A 15865-nucleotide genomic window follows, 5' to 3' on the forward strand; every position below is an offset into this window, starting at 1 on the left:
CTTCGGAGGGTCCTCGATGCGGAACGACGCCGTGCTCGGTGCGGGATTCGTGCTCATGTGGAGTTCCGGTTTCGTCGGGGCGGTGCTTGGCACCGAATCGGCGAGCGCGTGGACCCTGCTGATGTGGCGATTCGTCATCGTGGCGCTGCTGCTGCTCACCTGGTGGACGTTGCGGCGCGGACATCGGCTCCCACGAAGGGAGCTGGGCGTGCACACCGTCATCGGCCTGCTCTCCCAGGGCGTGTTCCTCTTCGGCATCGTGTGGTCGGCGGAGCTGGGCGTGCCCGCGGGAATCGCGGCGCTGGTCGCGGCACTGCAACCGATCGCGGCCGCCGCGCTTTCCGTGCCACTGCTCGGGGAGCGGGTTTCGCGCACACAGTGGGTGGGGCTGGCCGTCGGCATCGCCGGCGTCGCGCTGGTGGTGAGCGGCGACCTCGCGGCTTCCGGCTCCGCACCCAAGGCCGCCTACCTGCTGCCCTTCCTCGCCATGGCCGGGCTCGTCGCGGGCACCTTCTTCGAACGCAAGGCGCGCTCCACGTTGCCACTGTCCGACGCGCTGGTGATCCAGTGCTCGGTCAGCGCGGTCGCCTTCACGGCACTGGCGGGCGCGACGGCAACGATCACCCCGCCGCTCGACGGCCAGTTCTGGACCGCGGTGGCGTGGGTGGTGCTGTTCTCGACGTTCGGCGGCTACGGCTTCTACTGGCTCAACGTCGCCCACGGCTCGGTCAACCGGGTGTCGACGCTGCTGTACCTGACCCCGCCGACCACCATGGTGCTGGCGTGGCTGATGTTCGGCGAGCGCATCAGCCTCACCGGGTTGCTCGGCCTTGCCGTCTGCGCCGTCGCCGTGGCGACCGTGCTGCGTTCGCGGCGCGAAATGTCGGTGCCGGAGGAGATGATGGCGACATGCTGTTCCACGATGTCGTCGCCGCCTCGGCCGGGCTGGCCGCCACGCGATCCCGAAAGGCCAAGACGGCGATCTTGGCCGAACTGCTGAGCGCCGCGCCCGAGAACGAACTAGCCACGGCGGTGGCTTTCCTCACCGGGCAGCCTTCGCAGGGTCGGATCGGTGTCGGGTGGCGCACCCTGTCGCGGCTACGCGCGCCGCCCGCCGCCGAACCGAGGCTGACGGTCACCGAGGTGGACGCCGCGCTCGGCGAGGTGGCGGAAAGCGTCGGCAGCGGCTCGGCGACTCGGCGCGCGAACGCGTTGCGCGGGCTGCTGGCCGGTGCGACACGAGCCGAGCAGGACTTCCTGCTCCGGCTGCTGGCCGGGGAGCTACGGCAGGGCGCGCTTGAGGGGGTTATGGTCGACGCCATCGCGCAGGCGGCCAGGGTGCCCACCGACAAGGTGCGAAGGGCTTTCATGCTCTCCGGCAGGTTGCCTGCGACGGCCGCGGCGGCGATGTCGGGCGGCAGCGCCGCACTCGGCCGGTTCCGGCTCGAGCTCGGCAGGCCGATCCGGCCGATGCTGGCCTCGCCCGCCGAGTCGCTGCAGGACGCGCTGGCCGAACTCGGGCCGGTGGTCGTCGAGTACAAGCTGGACGGCGCGCGCATCCAGGTGCACCGCCACGGGGACCAGGTGCACGTCTACACCCGCACCCTGCGCGACGTCACCGCACGGGTCGGGGAGCTGACCGAGTTGGTGCGGGCGCTGCCGTGCGAGTCGGTGGTGCTCGACGGCGAGACGCTGGCACTCACCGACGAGGGCAGACCGCGACCGTTTCAGCAGACCATGTCCCGGTTCGGCAGCACGAGGGAGGAGCAGCTGCGGGCGCTGCTGCTGCGACCGTACTTCTTCGACTGCCTGCACCTCGACGGCACCGACCTGCTGGACGCGCCGCTACGCGAGCGCAACACCGCACTGCGAAAGGTCGCGGGCGAGCACGTCATCCCCGGACAGAGCCTGCCCGCCGATCCGACGGCCATCCTGACGCGGGCGCTGGAGGAAGGGCACGAGGGTGTCATGGTCAAGTCCCTCGACTCCCCCTACGCCGCCGGACGCAGGGGGAGATCCTGGCTGAAGGTGAAGCCTGCACACACGCTGGACCTGGTCGTGCTCGGTGCCGAGTGGGGCCACGGCAGGCGGACCGGCTACCTGTCCAACCTGCATCTGGGTGCCCTCGACCCGGAAGGCGGCCCGCCGATCATGGTCGGCAAGACCTTCAAGGGCCTCACCGACGAACTGCTCGCCTGGCAGACCGAACGGCTGCCGACCATGGAAACCGCCCGTGACCGCGCGACCGTGTACGTGCGACCGGAACTCGTCGTCGAGGTCGAACTCGACGGCGTGCAGAGCAGCACCCGCTACCCCGGCGGTGTGGCACTGCGCTTCGCCAGGGTGCTGCGCTACCGACCGGACAAGGAGGCCGCCGACGCCGACACCATCGAATCCGTACGTGCGATGCTGCGTGGTTGACGGTTAGGGTCTGCCCATGGCAGCGACAGTGCGAAACGTGGTGACCTCCGGAGTTTTCCAGCTAGACGGCGGCAGTTGGGACGTCGAGAACAACGTGTGGATCGTGGGCGACGACAACGAGGTGATCGTCATCGACGCGGCACACGACGCGGCCCGCATCGCCGACGCGATCGGTGATGCCACCGTGCGCGCGATCGTGTGCACCCACGCGCACAACGACCACGTCAACGCCGCACCCGAGTTGGCGCGGCGGACGTCGGCGCCGATCCTGCTGCACCCCGACGACCGCGTGCTGTGGGAGCTGACCCACCCCGACCGGGCACCCGACGGCGAACTCTCCGACGGGCAGTCGCTGAGCATCGCGGGCACCGAACTCGAAGTACTGCACACCCCCGGCCACGCTCCCGGCGCGGTGTGCCTGCACGCACCCGACCTCGGCGTGGTGTTCACCGGCGACACGCTGTTCCACGGCGGCCCGGGTGCCACCGGCCGCTCCTACTCCGACTACCCGACCATCGTGACGTCCATCACGCGGCGGCTGTTCGAGTTGCCCGCCGAGACGGTCGTGCACACCGGGCACGGCGAGGACACCACGATCGGAGCCGAGCAGGCCGGGTCACGTGACTGGGAACGGCCCTAGCGCCCACGCGAAGAACGGACAAACCCCGTAGGCTGAGATCTCGTGCGGTTTCTGGAAGGCCACCGGCCCTCACACGACTTGACCTACGACGACGTCTACCTGCTGCCCAGCCACTCCTCGGTGGAGTCGCGTTTCGACGTCGACCTCTCCACCAGCGACGGCACGGGCACCACCATCCCGGTGGTGGTGGCGAACATGACGGCCGTCGCGGGCAGGCGCATGGCCGAGACCGTGGCGCGCAGAGGCGGGCTCGTCGTGCTTCCGCAGGACGTCGACCCGGCGGCGGTCGCCGACATCACCGCGTGGGTCAAGGGGCGCGACATCGTGTGGGACACCCCACTGGTGCTCACGCCCGGTGACGCGGTCGCCGACGCGTTGAACCTCGTCGGCAAGCGAGCACACGGCGCGGTGGTCGTCGTGGACGGTGAGGGTCGCCCGGTCGGGATCGTCGACGAGGCGGCCTGTGCCGGGGTGGACCGGTTCGCACGGCTCGGCGAGGTCGTCGACCCGGTGGTTCCCACGTTCGGCCTGGACACCCCGCAGCGCGAGGTGTACGAGAGCCTGCACGAGCACGGTGGGAAGCTGGCGCTGGGAGTCACCGGGGAGGGCAGGCTCGCCGGGGTACTGACCCAGGTCGGCGCGCTGCGTGCGGGCATCTACCAGCCTGCGCTCGACAGCCAGGGGCGGCTGCGTATCGCCGCCGCGATCGGGGTGAACGGCGACGTCGCCGCCAAGGCGGAGGCCGTGCTCGCCGCCGGGGTGGACGTTCTTGTGGTGGACACCGCACACGGGCATCAGGAAAAGATGCTGGCGGCGCTGAAGGCTGTGCGATCGCTTTCGCCGTCGGTGCCTGTGGTGGCGGGCAACGTGGTGACCGCCGAGGGCACGACGGACCTCATCGAGGCGGGTGCCGACGTCGTGAAGGTCGGCGTGGGCCCGGGCGCGATGTGCACGACAAGGATGATGACCGGTGTCGGGCGGCCACAACTGTCGGCCGTGCTCGACTGCGCCGCCGCCGCACGACGGCTCGGCAAGCACGTGTGGGCCGACGGCGGTGTACGGCACCCGCGCGACGTCGCGCTGGCCCTTGCCGCGGGAGCGTCCGCGGCGATGGTGGGCTCCTGGTTCGCGGGCACCCACGAATCTCCCGGCGACCTGCGCTACGACGAGCACGGCAGGCCCTACAAGGAGTCCTACGGGATGGCGTCGAAGCGAGCCGTCACCGCGCGCACCCGGTCGGACAGCCCTTACGAACAGGCCCGCAAAGCTCTGTTCGAGGAGGGCATCTCTGCCTCACGCATGCCGGTGGAACCGCTGCGTCCCGGGGTGGAGGACCTGCTCGACTCGATCACCGCGGGGGTTCGGTCGGCATGCACCTATGCGGGTGCGCACAACCTCGAGGAGTTCCACGAGCGTGCGGTGCTCGGGGTGCAGTCGGCCGCGGGCTTCGCGGAGGGTCGCCCGCTGCCCACCGGCTGGTGAAACCGGCGGGCAGCGGGCGAGCGCGACCGTCTGCTACCCGTGGTGTTCCAGCATCTCGGTGACCAGCGCCGCGATCGGCGAGCGCTCCGAACGCGTCAGCGTCACGTGAGCGAACAGCGGATGCCCCTTCAACTTCTCGATGACGGCCGAGACGCCGTCGTGCCTGCCGACCCGCAGGTTGTCCCGCTGAGCCACGTCATGAGTCAGCACGACCCGCGAGGCACTGCCCAGCCTGGACAGCACCGTGAGCAACACGTTGCGCTCCAGTGACTGCGCCTCGTCGACGATCACGAACGAGTCGTGCAGTGAGCGACCCCTGATGTGCGTCAGCGGCAGCACCTCGAGCATCCCCCTGTCGAAGACCTCGTCGAGCACCTCCTGGCTGACGAGCGCGCCGAGGGTGTCGAAGACCGCCTGCGCCCACGGCTGCATCTTCTCGCTCTCCGAGCCGGGCAGGTAGCCGAGTTCCTGCCCACCGACGGCGTAGACCGGGCGAAACACCACGACCTTGCGGTGCATACCGCGCTCGAGCACGGCTTCCAGCCCGGCACACAGCGCCAGCGCGGACTTGCCGGTGCCCGCCCTTCCTCCGAGGGACACGATCCCGACGTCCGGGTCCAGCAGCAGGTCGAGTGCGATGCGCTGCTCCGCCGAGCGCCCGTGCAGCCCGAACGCTTCCCGGTCACCGCGCACCAGTCGCGCCTGCTTGTCCGGCGTGATCCTGGCCAGCGCGCTGGAGGTGCCCGCGAGCAGTCGCAGCCCGGTGTGGCAGGGCAGTTCAGCGGCCTCCGGACGCCCGAACTCCCCCAGGTCGGCGACCCCGCCGGCAAACAGCGCGTCGAGCGCCTCCTGCGGTACATCGAGGTCGGCCATGCCCGTCCAACCGGACGGCGTGACCTCCTGTGCCCGGTACTCGTCGGCGGTCAGCCCGACAGACCCCGCCTTGACACGCAGCGGCACGTCCTTGGTCACCAGCGTCACCGACTCCAGTTCGGTGGCGAGGTTGAGCGCGCAGGCGAGGATGCGGTGGTCGTTGGAGTCGGTGCGAAAGCCGGGTGGCAGCACCGTGGGATCGGAGTGGTTCAACTCGACGTGGACGGTGCCACCCTCGTCCCCGATGGGAACGGGCGCGTCCAGCCGACCGTGCGTGCGCCGCAGGTCGTCGAGCAACCGAAGCGCCTCCCTCGCGAACCAGCCGAGTTCCGGGTGGTGCCGCTTTGCCTCCAACTCGCTGATCACGACCAGCGGCAGGACCACGGAGTGCTCCGCGAACCTTGTCACCGCCCACGGGTCCGACAGCAACACCGAGGTGTCGAGCACGTAGGTGCAACGCCGTAAGCCGGCTGGATCGGACGATCCGTCAGTGCCGAGAGCACTGGTCGAAGAGTGGCCGGAGGCCTTTCGGGGCAAACGCTGCGCAGTCACGACGGCATCTCCCTCGTTGGGCGTTGGCACCACGCCCGCACTCGCTGGGCCGGGCACTGCCCTGGCTGGTCGCTCCCCGACGCCGCGGCGTCAGGGTGTACGCCCACGAGGGCCCGGTGCCGGCCCCCTCGTGCGTCTCGTGAACGGCTTCGCCGCTCGCACTAGCACTGCCACGACCAGGGCCTCCCGTGACGAGCCACATGGGTTCGCGACCCGTCACCACGGAAGCTACCTGCAGACGGCCGGTTCGTGCAGACAGCCAGGTAGGTGATTCGCCGATTCGTCATCTCACGGCCGGTACTGGGCTACCGCGCCGTGAAACCGCGGCTTCCCGCCGTGTCGGGATCGATTCAGCCGCCGTACCGGCGATTTCGGACGGCGTAGTCACGAAGCGCGCGCAGGAAGTCCACCCGCCGGAACGCGGGCCAGTACGCCTCGGTGAACCAGAACTCCGAATGTGCCGACTGCCAGAGCAGGAAGCCGGAGAGCCGCTGTTCGCCGGAGGTCCGGATGATCAGGTCGGGGTCCGGCTGCCCCGAGGTGTAGAGGTGCTCGGAGATGTGATCGACATCGAGGATCTTGGCGAGCTCGTGGATCGAGGTTCCCTCGTCGGCATGCTGCTTCAACAGCTTGCGGACGGCGTAGGCGATCTCCTGCCGCCCGCCGTAGCCGACGGCGACGTTGACAACCATGCCGCGGCGGTTGTCGGTGCGCTGCGCGGCGGCGGTGAGCCTGGCCGCGACCTCGGTGGGCAGCATGTCCAGCGCGCCGACGATCGAAAGCCGCCACGGATTGCCCGGCGCGGCGAGTTCGTCGACCACGTCCGGGATGATCTCGAGCAGCGCGGCGACCTCCTCGTTGGACCGGTTGCGCACGTTGTCGGTGGACAGCAGCCACAGCGTGACCACCTCCACATCGGCCTCCCGGCACCAGCCGAGGAAGTCCGCGATCTTCTGTGCGCCCATCCGGTGGCCACCGTTGACGTCGGTGAAGCCTGCCTCCCGTGCCCAGCGCCTGTTACCGTCGAGGATCACGCCGATGTGGCGCGGATGCCGCCCTCCGGCTTGCTGGATCAGGCGCCACGAGTACACGCTGTAGACGATGCGCGAGGCGAAAGACCTAAGGCTCACGTCACGGGAGCGTACGCCTGGCCGGAAAGTGATGTTCGCGGCGCTCCTGCCGTCGACGCGTGCGGCCACGGCTACGATTTCCGTAACCTGAGCGTTGTGAGCGCAGCAACCGATACCCCGCCGGTACCGTCCGCCGCCCATCACCGGCCCCGGTTTCGGGGACACATCCACTTCTGGAGCTTCTTCGGTGCACTGGTCTCCGCCGCCACGCTGATCGCGCTGGCGGGCTCGACGGTGTCGGCGACGGCCGCACTCGCCACGTCGGTCTACGGCATCACCGTGGTCGGCGTGTTCGGCGTCAGCGCGCTCTACCACCGGCGTATCTGGAGCAGCAGAGCGTACGAGTGGATGAAGCGCGCCGACCACTCGATGATCTTCCTGTTCATCGCGGGCACCTACACGCCCTTCACGCTACTTGCGATGTCGCAACCGACCGGTTACGTCGTGCTCGGCGTGGTGTGGGGCGGCGCGGTGGCGGGCGTCGCGTTGAAGATGCTGTGGCCGAGGGCGCCACGCTGGCTCGGCGTACCGATCTACATCGCGCTCGGTTGGGTGGCTGTGTTCGTGCTGCCCGAACTCGCCAGCTCGGCCGGAATCGCCGCGTTGGTGCTGCTGCTCGTCGGTGGGCTGTTCTACACGGTCGGCTCGGTGTTCTACGCGACCAAGTGGCCGAACTACTGGCCGACGACCTTCGGCTACCACGAGTTCTTCCACGCCTGCACGGTGCTTGCGGCCGTTTGCCATTACATCGCGATCTGGCTGGCCATCTACGCCTGACAGCCATTCGGCAGAGCGCGGACCAAGGTCAGGCCGTGGCAGGCCGTCATGACGCCCGTTCCAGCGCCGGGCTGTGCGTCACCGACCCGAAGAAGACATCGACGGCCCGCCGGGTGCGCTCGTGGCTGGACGGCATCAGGTTGAGCTGGTCGTCCGTCGTCCTACCGCTCCCTGACTGCGTAGGTCAGGTGGGTCACCCGATGCGACGGCTCCACGCGGACCGGCTCCAGGGCCACGCGGCCCGCGTCCACGCCCTCGAACAGCCGGATTCCGGAGCCGCTGCCCGCGCCATAGCAGCTATCATATTCCCATATCGGAATGTGTCAATCGAGAAGAAGTCGGGCGATCGCCAGCTGACGATCGCCACCCCCGAGCCTTGAGCACTGGCTCGGAACTACAACCTTCAATCGATGAGTTCGCCCGAAAGCAGCGAAACCGGGATAGCCGACCCCGTACGCCGGTACACTGCGCCGCCGTGGATTACGGCGCTCTCATACCCATCGTCGGCGGCTTGCTCGGGCTCACGATCGTGGTACTGGGCTTCGTCGAACACACGGTTCGGCGGCTCGCGCGGCAGACCGTGCGGATCGAGACCAAGCTCGACGCCGTGCTCGACAGCCTCGGGATCGCGGCGCCGAGGCCCGAGATCACGCGAGTCAACTCGCTGATCCTGGAAGGCAAGCGGGTTCAAGCCATCAAGGAGTACCGAAAGCACACGGGCGCCACTCTCATCGAAGCCAGGCAAGCCATCGAGGGCCTCGAACGGCGCGGGTACTCCGGTTAGCCGGCACTCGCGGAGGGCTCAGCCGAGGTCGGGGCCCTTCGACCGCAGATCATCTACTGTGGATAGCGCCTCGCGAAGTTCGGCAAGCCACGAGTCGGCGTGCTGCCCTACCAGTTTCACCGCCCATGCCAGTGCCTCCGAACGTGAGCGCGCCACTCCCGCGTCGACCAGCGTATCCAGCACCCGGCGCTCCGGCTGCCGCAACCGGGTCATCACCGGCACCGACAGCGTGGTGAACAGTTGCCTGCTGTCGCCCAGCCGGGCACCCCAGGCCACCTTGCGCCGGAAGCGATACTCGGCCTGCCTTGCGATCTCGATGCGCTGGTCCCTCGTCTCCTCCCGGAACCGGCTGATGCGCCCCTCCTCTGCCGCCGAGCGCGCCGCCTCGTCGCCGAACTCCTGAGTCAACGGTGGCAACTCACCGACCACGACGATCTCCTCGCGGTCGACGGTGATCTCTGGTTCGCCGACGAACCAGCCGTCCGGCAGCCTTCCGCTGAACCACGCGGGCACATCTTCCGCGCTGGGCACCTCGCCCTGCTGACCGCCACGCCCGCGCCAACGCTGCCCCATGATGCCTCCCGATTACATGATTACATCAATGCTTACGGTAGGCCGGGACCGCGAGATGTGACAGGGCTGTTCACTACTGGCGAATGGGTACCGACAGCGCCGCGGCCAGTCGCTGCGGTGTCGTCACCGGGCGTTCGCACACGTATCCGTGGCAGACATAGGCCGCGGCATTCCCGTCGACAAGCGGGCGGTCGGCGAGCAGCGGCACACCGCCCGCCTCTGGCGGACCCGCCAGCACCACGCCGCCGCCGTGCACCTCGCGTGCTGCCTCGACAAGCAGATCCGACCGCGCCGCCGCGTCCGGCCCCACGACAGCGACCTGGACAGGTCCCGCGAGCAGTGCCTCCGCCACGGACAGCCAGTGTCCGGCGAACCGTGGTGCCTGCGCGACGATCGTCCCGGCCCTGTCCAGCGCTCGCTCACAAGCCTGCCGGTACTCGCCTGCTCGGTCCGGACCCGCCAGCGCGGAAGCCGTGAGCAACGCCCCTGCCAGCGCGGACGCTCCCGATGGCGTGGCGTTGTCGGTGGGGTCCGACGGCCGATGCACCAGCGCCTCGGCGTCGGCGGCCGTGTCGTGGAACGCACCAGGCAACTCGTCGTCGGAGAACAGCTCCAGCGCGGTGTCCAGCAGCAGGGTCGCCTGCGTCAGCCACACCGACTCTCCACTGGCCTGGTGGACCGCGAGCAGGCCCTCGGCAAGGCATGCGTAGTCCTCGAGCACCCCTGCGGCTTCACCGACCACGCCGCCGCGAGAGCTGCGCCGCAGCCGTGCGTCCACGAGATGCCGGTCGAGCAGCAACTCGGCGGCGGAGACGGCAGCCTCCACCCAGTCGGGTCGCTCGAGCGCCACACCCGCCTCGGCGAGCGCGGTGATCGCCAGCCCGTTCCAGGCGGTGACCACCTTGTCGTCGCGCGACGGCTGCGGCCGACCGTTACGCGCTTCGAGCAACGCCGTGCTCACCCGCAACCACCTGGCCGTTTCGTCGGGGTCGCGTGGCAGTTGCAGCGTGGAGGCCCCGTGCTCGAAGGTGCCTTCCTCGGTCACCCGGAAGACCTCCGCCGCCCACGAGCCGTCCTCCGGCCCGAGCACCTCGACCAGTTGCGCGGGGGTCCACACGTAGGTGAGCCCTTCGACGCCCTCGGTGTCGGCGTCCAGCGACGCGGCGAACCCGCCCTCCTGCGTGCGCAGGTCGCGAAGCAGGAACTCCGCGGTCTCCGCGGCGACACGGGTGGCCAGCGCGGAGGAGGTGCGGCGGGCGAGATGGGCGTAGCAGCGCAGCAGCAGTGCGTTGTCGTACAACATCTTCTCGAAGTGCGGCACCACCCACGCCGCGTCCACCGAGTACCTGGCGAACCCGCCCGCGAGCTGGTCGTAGATGCCACCGCGAGCCATACCCTCCGCCGTGAGCTCCACAACGGACAGCGCTTCGGCCGATCCGGTGCGCTCGTAGTGGCGCAGCAGGAACTCCATGACCATGGCGGGCGGGAACTTGGGCGCACCACCGAAGCCGCCGTGCCCCGGATCGATCTGTCCGCGCAAAGTGGACACCGCGGTCGCGATGGCCTCCTCGTCGACAGGTCGCTGCGCCAGCGGCGCCGTCTGCTCCTGGATGTGGCTGACGATCTTCGTGGCACCCTGGCGCAGTTCGTCCGCGCGTTCCGACCACGCGCGCGCCACCGCCGTGAGCACCTGCCGAAACGACGGCATCCCGTGCCGGGGCGTCGGCGGGTAGTAGGTGCCGCAGTGGAACGGCTTGCCGTCCGGGGTGAGGAAGCACGTCATCGGCCAGCCGCCCTGCCCGGTCATCGCCTGGGTGGCGGTCATGTAGACGGCGTCGATGTCCGGCCGCTCCTCGCGGTCCACCTTGATGTTGACGAAGTGCGCGTTCATGAACGCGGCCGTCTCGTCGTCTTCGAACGACTCGTGGGCCATGACGTGACACCAGTGGCACGCGGCGTAGCCGATGGACAGCAGGATGGGCACGTCACGGCGCTTCGCCTCGTCGAGGGCCTGCGCGCTCCACGGCCACCAGTCCACCGGGTTGTCGGCGTGCTGCAGCAGGTACGGCGAGGTTGCGCTGGCTAGGCGATTCACAGCGACAGCGTCTCACACGCGCTGTCGGCTCGCCGGTCCCCGCCGCGCCGCCTGCTCGACGAGCACTGCGACCCCGTCGAGCAGCCGTTCGAGCCCGAACTCGAACGCCCTTGCCGGGTCGGCGGCCCCGTACTCCTGGCCCGCGGCGGCGCCGACCTCCGCGGCGACGGGGAACTTCTCGGCGTCGAACACCTTGGTGAGCAGCGGTTCGTACCGCCGCCACCATTCCTCGTCGGCGATTCCGGTGGCGCGCTCGGCCTGCGCATACTCCACGGCGCCGCGTGCCGCACCGTGCACGTAGTTGACCACGAGCGTCACCACCAGGTCCATTTCGATGCTGGTCAGCCCGATTCCCGCGACGGCACGCAGGTCACGGTCGTACTTGGCGATCAGGTTGGGTCCGAGCACGGGGCGCGTGGTCGCCACCTGTAGCAGCCAGGGATGGCGCAGGTAGAGCTCCCAGGTGCGCCTCGCGGCTCGCGCCAGCCGATCCCGCCAACCGCCCGGCTCCTCCTCGTCCTCGCATGCCTCGGCGTGGACCCTGTCCACCATGAGGTCGACGAGTTCCGCCTTGCTGGGTACGTAGCCGTAGAGCGACATCGCGGTGACGCCGAGGTCCGTGGCGAGCCTGCGCATCGAGACGGCTTCCAGCCCCTCGGCGTTGGCGATCGCGATGGCGGCCGCCGCGATGCGGTCGACCGTGAGCCGGGGCTTCGGGCCTCTGCGCGGTCGTTCCTGGATGCCCCAGAGCAGCTCCATGCTGCGCTTCGGGTCACCGCTTCCGCTGTAAACGCCGATCACATCGCCCATTCTGCCCCGGTTGATAACTCTATACAGCGTAGGTTATTGTCGCCGAGTTAACTCCATACGTCGTAGACAGATTGGGGGGCGGGATGGCGCTGGACGCGACGGTCGTCGCGGAGGGGCTGCGCAAGCGCTACGGCGACACGACCGCACTGGACGGATTCGACCTGCGGGTGCGCACGGGAACCGTGCACGGCCTGCTGGGACCGAACGGCGCGGGCAAGACAACGGCGGTGCGAGTACTGACCACCCTCGTGCGACCCGACTCCGGAAGAGCCAGCGTGGCGGGTTTCGACGTATCGAGCCGGCACAAGTGGGTGCGATACCGGATCGGCCTCGTCGGACAGCACGCCGCCGTCGACGAGATCCTGACCGGCAGGCAGAACCTCGAGTTGTTCGGCAGGTTGCTGCACCTTGACAGGGCGCGCGCCAGGGAGCGGGCAGGGGAACTACTGGTTCGCTTCGGGCTGGGCGAGGCGGCGGACCGGCCGCTGAAGCAGTACTCCGGCGGCATGCGCAGGCGACTCGACCTCGCGGCCAGTCTCATCCTGACGCCCCCGGTGCTGTTCCTCGACGAGCCCACCACCGGACTCGACCCGCGCGCCCGCAACGAGGTGTGGGCACGGATTCGGGAGCTGGCCTCGGCGGGCACGACGGTGTTGCTCACCACCCAGTACCTGGAGGAGGCCGACCAGCTCGCCGACGAGGTGTCCGTGGTCGACGCGGGCAAGGTCGTGGCTCAGGGCACGCCCGAGGAGCTGAAGAAACGAATCGGCACCGACCGCGTCGACATCGTCGTCCGCGACGGCGCGGATATCCCGGCGGCCACGCGGTTGCTGGCATCGATCGCGGCGGGCGACGTGGAGCTCGATACCGAGCGCAGGTGGCTCAGCGCACCGGTAGGAGACCGCATGGCGGCGTTGGCGGCACTCGTTCGCACGCTGGGCGAAGCGGGTGTCGCGGCCGAGGACATCGCACTGCGCAGGCCGACCCTGGACGAGGTGTTCCTCGAACTCACCACTGCCACCCCGAACAAGCCGACCAAGCCGACCAAGGAGATCGCATGAGCCAGGATCTCGCGCCACAACACCCCGGCGGCGTGAGCATCGCCGAACCGGCCCCGCCGCGTGGCAAGGAACGTCTGCGCTGGGCCGTAGCCGATGGGTGGGCTATCACCAAGCGTGACCTCACGCACTGGAGGAACCAGCCCGGCCAGTTCGTGGCAGGGCAACTGTTCCCTGTCATGGTGCTGTTGCTGTTCGGGCTGCTCTTCGGCGGGGCGATGGCCGTGCCCGGTGGCGGTTACTGGGAGTTTCTCGTGCCAGGCGTGCTGGCTCTGACGATGGTGTTCGGCGTCGAGGGCACGTTCACCGCCGTCAGCACGGATGTCACCCGGGGCGTCACCGACCGCTTCCGGTCGCTGCCGATGGCACCCTCGGCAGTGGTCGTCGGCCGGTGCACGGCCGACATGCTGAACGCCGTGCTGAGCCTGGCGACACTCACGGCCGTGGGACTCGCGGCGGGTTGGCGACCGCACGGCGGGCTCACCGCGACCCTCGCCGCCTTCGGGCTGCTCCTGCTGTTGCGGCTGGCGATGCTGTGGCTTGGCGTCTACCTCGGGCTCGTCCTGCGCAGCGCGGAATCGGTGATGGCGCTGCAGATCCTGGTCTGGCCCCTTGGCTTTCTCTCCAACACCTTCGTGGCTCCGGCCACTATGCCGGGTTGGCTCGGGACGATCGCGGAGTGGAACCCGCTGTCCGCGACGGTCGCCGCGACGCGGGAGTTGTTCGGCAATCCCGGTTGGACGACCGACTCCTGGCTCGCGACACATCCGGTGCTCGCCGCCGTAGCCTGGCCCGCCCTAGGAATCGCGGTGTTCTTCCCGCTTTCCGTCCGCCGCTACCGCGCTCTCAGCCACTGAGTGCGCTGGGGCCGCTGTGTCCGCTCGGTCCGAGCCTGCCCCCTGCTGCTCGGGTTCCTCGAACGAGGCGGGCACGCGCTTGAGGTGCTTGGTCATCGACCTGACCAGGAACACGACGGCGATGAAGAACAGCAGCAGGAGCAGCAGGCCGACGGGCGAGGACTTGCCGAAGTCCGCGCCCTGGCCACCGCCGTCGCCCCCCGGCTGCGCGAGCACGGCCGCACCGGACATCGCGGGAACGGCCACGAAGGCCGGAAGCGTCATGTGTTCACCTTCTCTCGGACCCCCGCGAACAGATCGTCCTCCGGCAACGTCGTGTCGACAAGGGAACGTACGAGTTCGTACTCCTCGGTGGGCCACACTTCCCGCTGCACCTCCAGCGGCACGGCGAACCAGCGGCTGTTGGGGTCGATCTGGGTGGCGTGCGCCTTGAGCGCCTCGTCTCGTACCTCGAAGTACTCCGCACAGCGTACCCGGGTGGTGACACGCTCGATGACGTCTGCCTTGTCCGGGTCCCACCGGCTGAGCCACTCACCGTACGGCGAGTCGAGCCCTCGCGAGGTCAGCGCCTGGTGGAAGGCGGTGAGCTTCGCCCTGGAGAACCCGTGCGAGTAGTAGAGCTTCAACGGCTGCCACGGCTCACCCGCCTCGGGGAACCGCTCCGGGTCCGAAGCGGCGTCGTAGGCTGCGACGGAAACCTCGTGACACCGGATGTGATCCGGATGTGGGTAACCACCGTTTTCGTCATAGGTGGTTACCACGTGTGGCCTGAACTCGCGGATCGCACGCACCAGCTCACGGATCGGCTCCTCCATCGGGATCGCGGCGAAACAGCCTTCCGGCAACGGCGGCATGGGCTCGCCCTCCGGCAGACCGGAGTCGATGAAGCCAAGCCAGCGGTGTTGCACACCGAGGATCTTGGCGGCGCGCGCCATCTCCTCCCTGCGCAGCTCCGACATGTTCGCGTGAACCTCGGGCTTGTCCATCGCGGGGTTGAGCACGCTGCCCGCCTCACCCCCGGTGCAGGTGACGACCATGACGTCGTGACCCTCAGCGACATAGCGGGCCATCGTGGCCGCACCCTTGCTCGACTCGTCGTCGGGATGCGCGTGCACCGCCATCAGCCGCAGCCGCTCTCCTGCACCGATCGTCTTGCCTTCGGACACCGCCATGACCCCTCCGGTCATCCGTCGTCGTGCGGACCCCCTGGCCCACGCCCTTAACACCTACACGGATACTCAACACACCAGACGCGCTGTTCATTCTCCCCACGACCACGACAACAGCCGACGGGAGGCCATGGTTGAGCAACGGGCAGGCCGACTCGGCACGCGGACGACCGCAGGAGGTCGCACCGGAGCCCACCGTGCCGGAGAACCGCTACGGCCGTGCTCGTCGCTCCGCGCGAATGCCGCGCGGCTGGCGGCTGTGGCTGCTCGTACTGCTGGTTCTCGGCGCGGGGGGCGCCCTCACCTACATCGCATACCGCAACCTCGGGGCCGCTCCCATCGAGGCCGAGCGAGTCGGGTTCGAGGAGCGGCCGGGCAACGCCATGGAGATCACCATCGCCGTCCGACGCGACGACCAGGACCGTCCCGGCGTGTGCATCGTGCGGGTGCGCGACATCTCCGGCGCCGAGAGCGGCAGGAGAGAGGTCTACATCCCGCCGGGCGTCGAGCGAGTCTCTACGGTGATCCGCGGCATCGACCGGCCCGTTACCGCTGACGTGTTCGGATGCGCTTACAATGTCCCGGAGTACATGTCAACCTCGTAGCGGCCAACGGGGTGAATAGAGCGCCGAACGTCCGCTCAG

16 protein-coding genes are annotated in these 15865 nt (G+C 69.1%); 9 read left to right on the forward strand and 7 right to left on the reverse strand.

All coding sequences use genetic code 11. The annotated features are described in order from the left end of the window. Window positions 1–16: 16 nt before the first annotated feature. Genes SACMADRAFT_RS21710 through guaB1 form a run of 4 tightly spaced genes read left to right on the forward strand, consistent with a single transcriptional unit; the run spans window position 17 to window position 4543 of the window. Window positions 17–1000, forward strand: a complete 984-nt coding sequence (locus SACMADRAFT_RS21710) for a DMT family transporter (protein WP_009156000.1) — start codon at window positions 17–19, stop codon at window positions 998–1000. Further along, window positions 910–2421 (forward strand): ATP-dependent DNA ligase, encoded by a 1512-nt coding sequence (locus SACMADRAFT_RS21715; protein ID WP_040925831.1) that lies wholly within the window; start codon window positions 910–912, stop codon window positions 2419–2421. The genes SACMADRAFT_RS21710 and SACMADRAFT_RS21715 overlap by 91 nt, the downstream gene beginning before the upstream one ends. 16 nt (window positions 2422–2437) lie before the next feature. After that, window positions 2438–3061: an MBL fold metallo-hydrolase gene (locus tag SACMADRAFT_RS21720; protein WP_009156002.1), complete on the forward strand. Its 624-nt coding sequence runs from the start codon at window positions 2438–2440 to the stop codon at window positions 3059–3061. 42 nt (window positions 3062–3103) lie between these two features. Then, window positions 3104–4543: a GMP reductase gene (gene guaB1 / locus SACMADRAFT_RS21725; protein WP_009156003.1), complete on the forward strand. Its 1440-nt coding sequence runs from the start codon at window positions 3104–3106 to the stop codon at window positions 4541–4543. A 33-nt stretch (window positions 4544–4576) separates the two neighbouring features. On the opposite strand, the gene SACMADRAFT_RS21730 is transcribed toward guaB1, so the two are convergent. Further along, window positions 4577–5863: a PhoH family protein gene (locus SACMADRAFT_RS21730; RefSeq protein ID WP_009156004.1), complete on the reverse strand. Its 1287-nt coding sequence runs from the start codon at window positions 5861–5863 to the stop codon at window positions 4577–4579. A 455-nt stretch (window positions 5864–6318) separates the two neighbouring features. Beyond that, window positions 6319–7098 (reverse strand): isoprenyl transferase, encoded by a 780-nt coding sequence (locus SACMADRAFT_RS21735; protein WP_009156005.1) that lies wholly within the window; start codon window positions 7096–7098, stop codon window positions 6319–6321. 96 nt (window positions 7099–7194) lie between these two features. On the opposite strand from SACMADRAFT_RS21735, the gene trhA reads away from it, so the two are divergent. Both trhA and SACMADRAFT_RS21750 read left to right on the forward strand, forming a co-directional pair. Then, a complete protein-coding gene (gene trhA, locus SACMADRAFT_RS21740; protein WP_009156006.1) occupies window positions 7195–7875 on the forward strand; it encodes a PAQR family membrane homeostasis protein TrhA in 681 nt (226 codons plus the stop codon). A gap of 475 nt (window positions 7876–8350) precedes the next feature. Beyond that, window positions 8351–8659, forward strand: a complete 309-nt coding sequence (locus tag SACMADRAFT_RS21750; RefSeq protein WP_009156007.1) for a hypothetical protein — start codon at window positions 8351–8353, stop codon at window positions 8657–8659. 18 nt (window positions 8660–8677) lie between these two features. Here SACMADRAFT_RS21750 and SACMADRAFT_RS21755 read toward each other — a convergent pair whose 3' ends face one another. The 3 genes from SACMADRAFT_RS21755 to SACMADRAFT_RS21765 form a co-directional block, all read right to left on the reverse strand. Then, entirely contained in the window at window positions 8678–9232 is a 555-nt protein-coding gene (locus tag SACMADRAFT_RS21755; protein WP_009156008.1) for a hypothetical protein, read from the reverse strand. Between the two features lie 73 nt (window positions 9233–9305). Continuing rightward, window positions 9306–11327 (reverse strand): thioredoxin domain-containing protein, encoded by a 2022-nt coding sequence (locus SACMADRAFT_RS21760; protein WP_009156009.1) that lies wholly within the window; start codon window positions 11325–11327, stop codon window positions 9306–9308. Window positions 11328–11339: 12 nt separating this feature from the next. Beyond that, window positions 11340–12137: a TetR/AcrR family transcriptional regulator gene (locus SACMADRAFT_RS21765; RefSeq protein ID WP_009156010.1), complete on the reverse strand. Its 798-nt coding sequence runs from the start codon at window positions 12135–12137 to the stop codon at window positions 11340–11342. A gap of 83 nt (window positions 12138–12220) precedes the next feature. Here SACMADRAFT_RS21765 and SACMADRAFT_RS21770 point away from each other — a divergent pair, with 83 nt between their 5' ends. Continuing rightward, on the forward strand, window positions 12221–13198 hold the full coding sequence (locus SACMADRAFT_RS21770; RefSeq protein WP_009156011.1) for a daunorubicin resistance protein DrrA family ABC transporter ATP-binding protein: 978 nt from the start codon (window positions 12221–12223) through the stop codon (window positions 13196–13198). Next, complete coding sequence (locus SACMADRAFT_RS21775; protein WP_009156012.1) at window positions 13195–14052, forward strand: ABC transporter permease; 858 nt, start codon at window positions 13195–13197, stop codon at window positions 14050–14052. The genes SACMADRAFT_RS21770 and SACMADRAFT_RS21775 overlap by 4 nt, the downstream gene beginning before the upstream one ends. Here the strand turns inward: SACMADRAFT_RS21775 and SACMADRAFT_RS29715 are convergent. Next, on the reverse strand, window positions 13993–14316 hold the full coding sequence (locus tag SACMADRAFT_RS29715; protein ID WP_009156013.1) for a hypothetical protein: 324 nt from the start codon (window positions 14314–14316) through the stop codon (window positions 13993–13995). The two genes, SACMADRAFT_RS21775 and SACMADRAFT_RS29715, sit on opposite strands and share 60 nt — an antisense overlap. Then, window positions 14313–15224 carry a mycothiol conjugate amidase Mca gene (gene mca, locus SACMADRAFT_RS21785; protein WP_009156014.1) on the reverse strand — a complete coding sequence of 304 codons (912 nt, stop codon included), beginning with the start codon at window positions 15222–15224 and terminating at the stop codon, window positions 14313–14315. Before mca ends, SACMADRAFT_RS29715 begins: the two co-directional genes overlap by 4 nt. A 131-nt stretch (window positions 15225–15355) precedes the next feature. Between mca and SACMADRAFT_RS21790 the strand changes: the two genes are divergently transcribed. Then, on the forward strand, window positions 15356–15826 hold the full coding sequence (locus SACMADRAFT_RS21790) for a DUF4307 domain-containing protein (RefSeq protein WP_009156015.1): 471 nt from the start codon (window positions 15356–15358) through the stop codon (window positions 15824–15826). Window positions 15827–15865: the final 39 nt, after the last annotated feature.

It is taken from the genome of Saccharomonospora marina XMU15 (assembly GCF_000244955.1).
GTDB classification, from domain to species: Bacteria; Actinomycetota; Actinomycetes; order Mycobacteriales; family Pseudonocardiaceae; genus Saccharomonospora_A; species Saccharomonospora_A marina.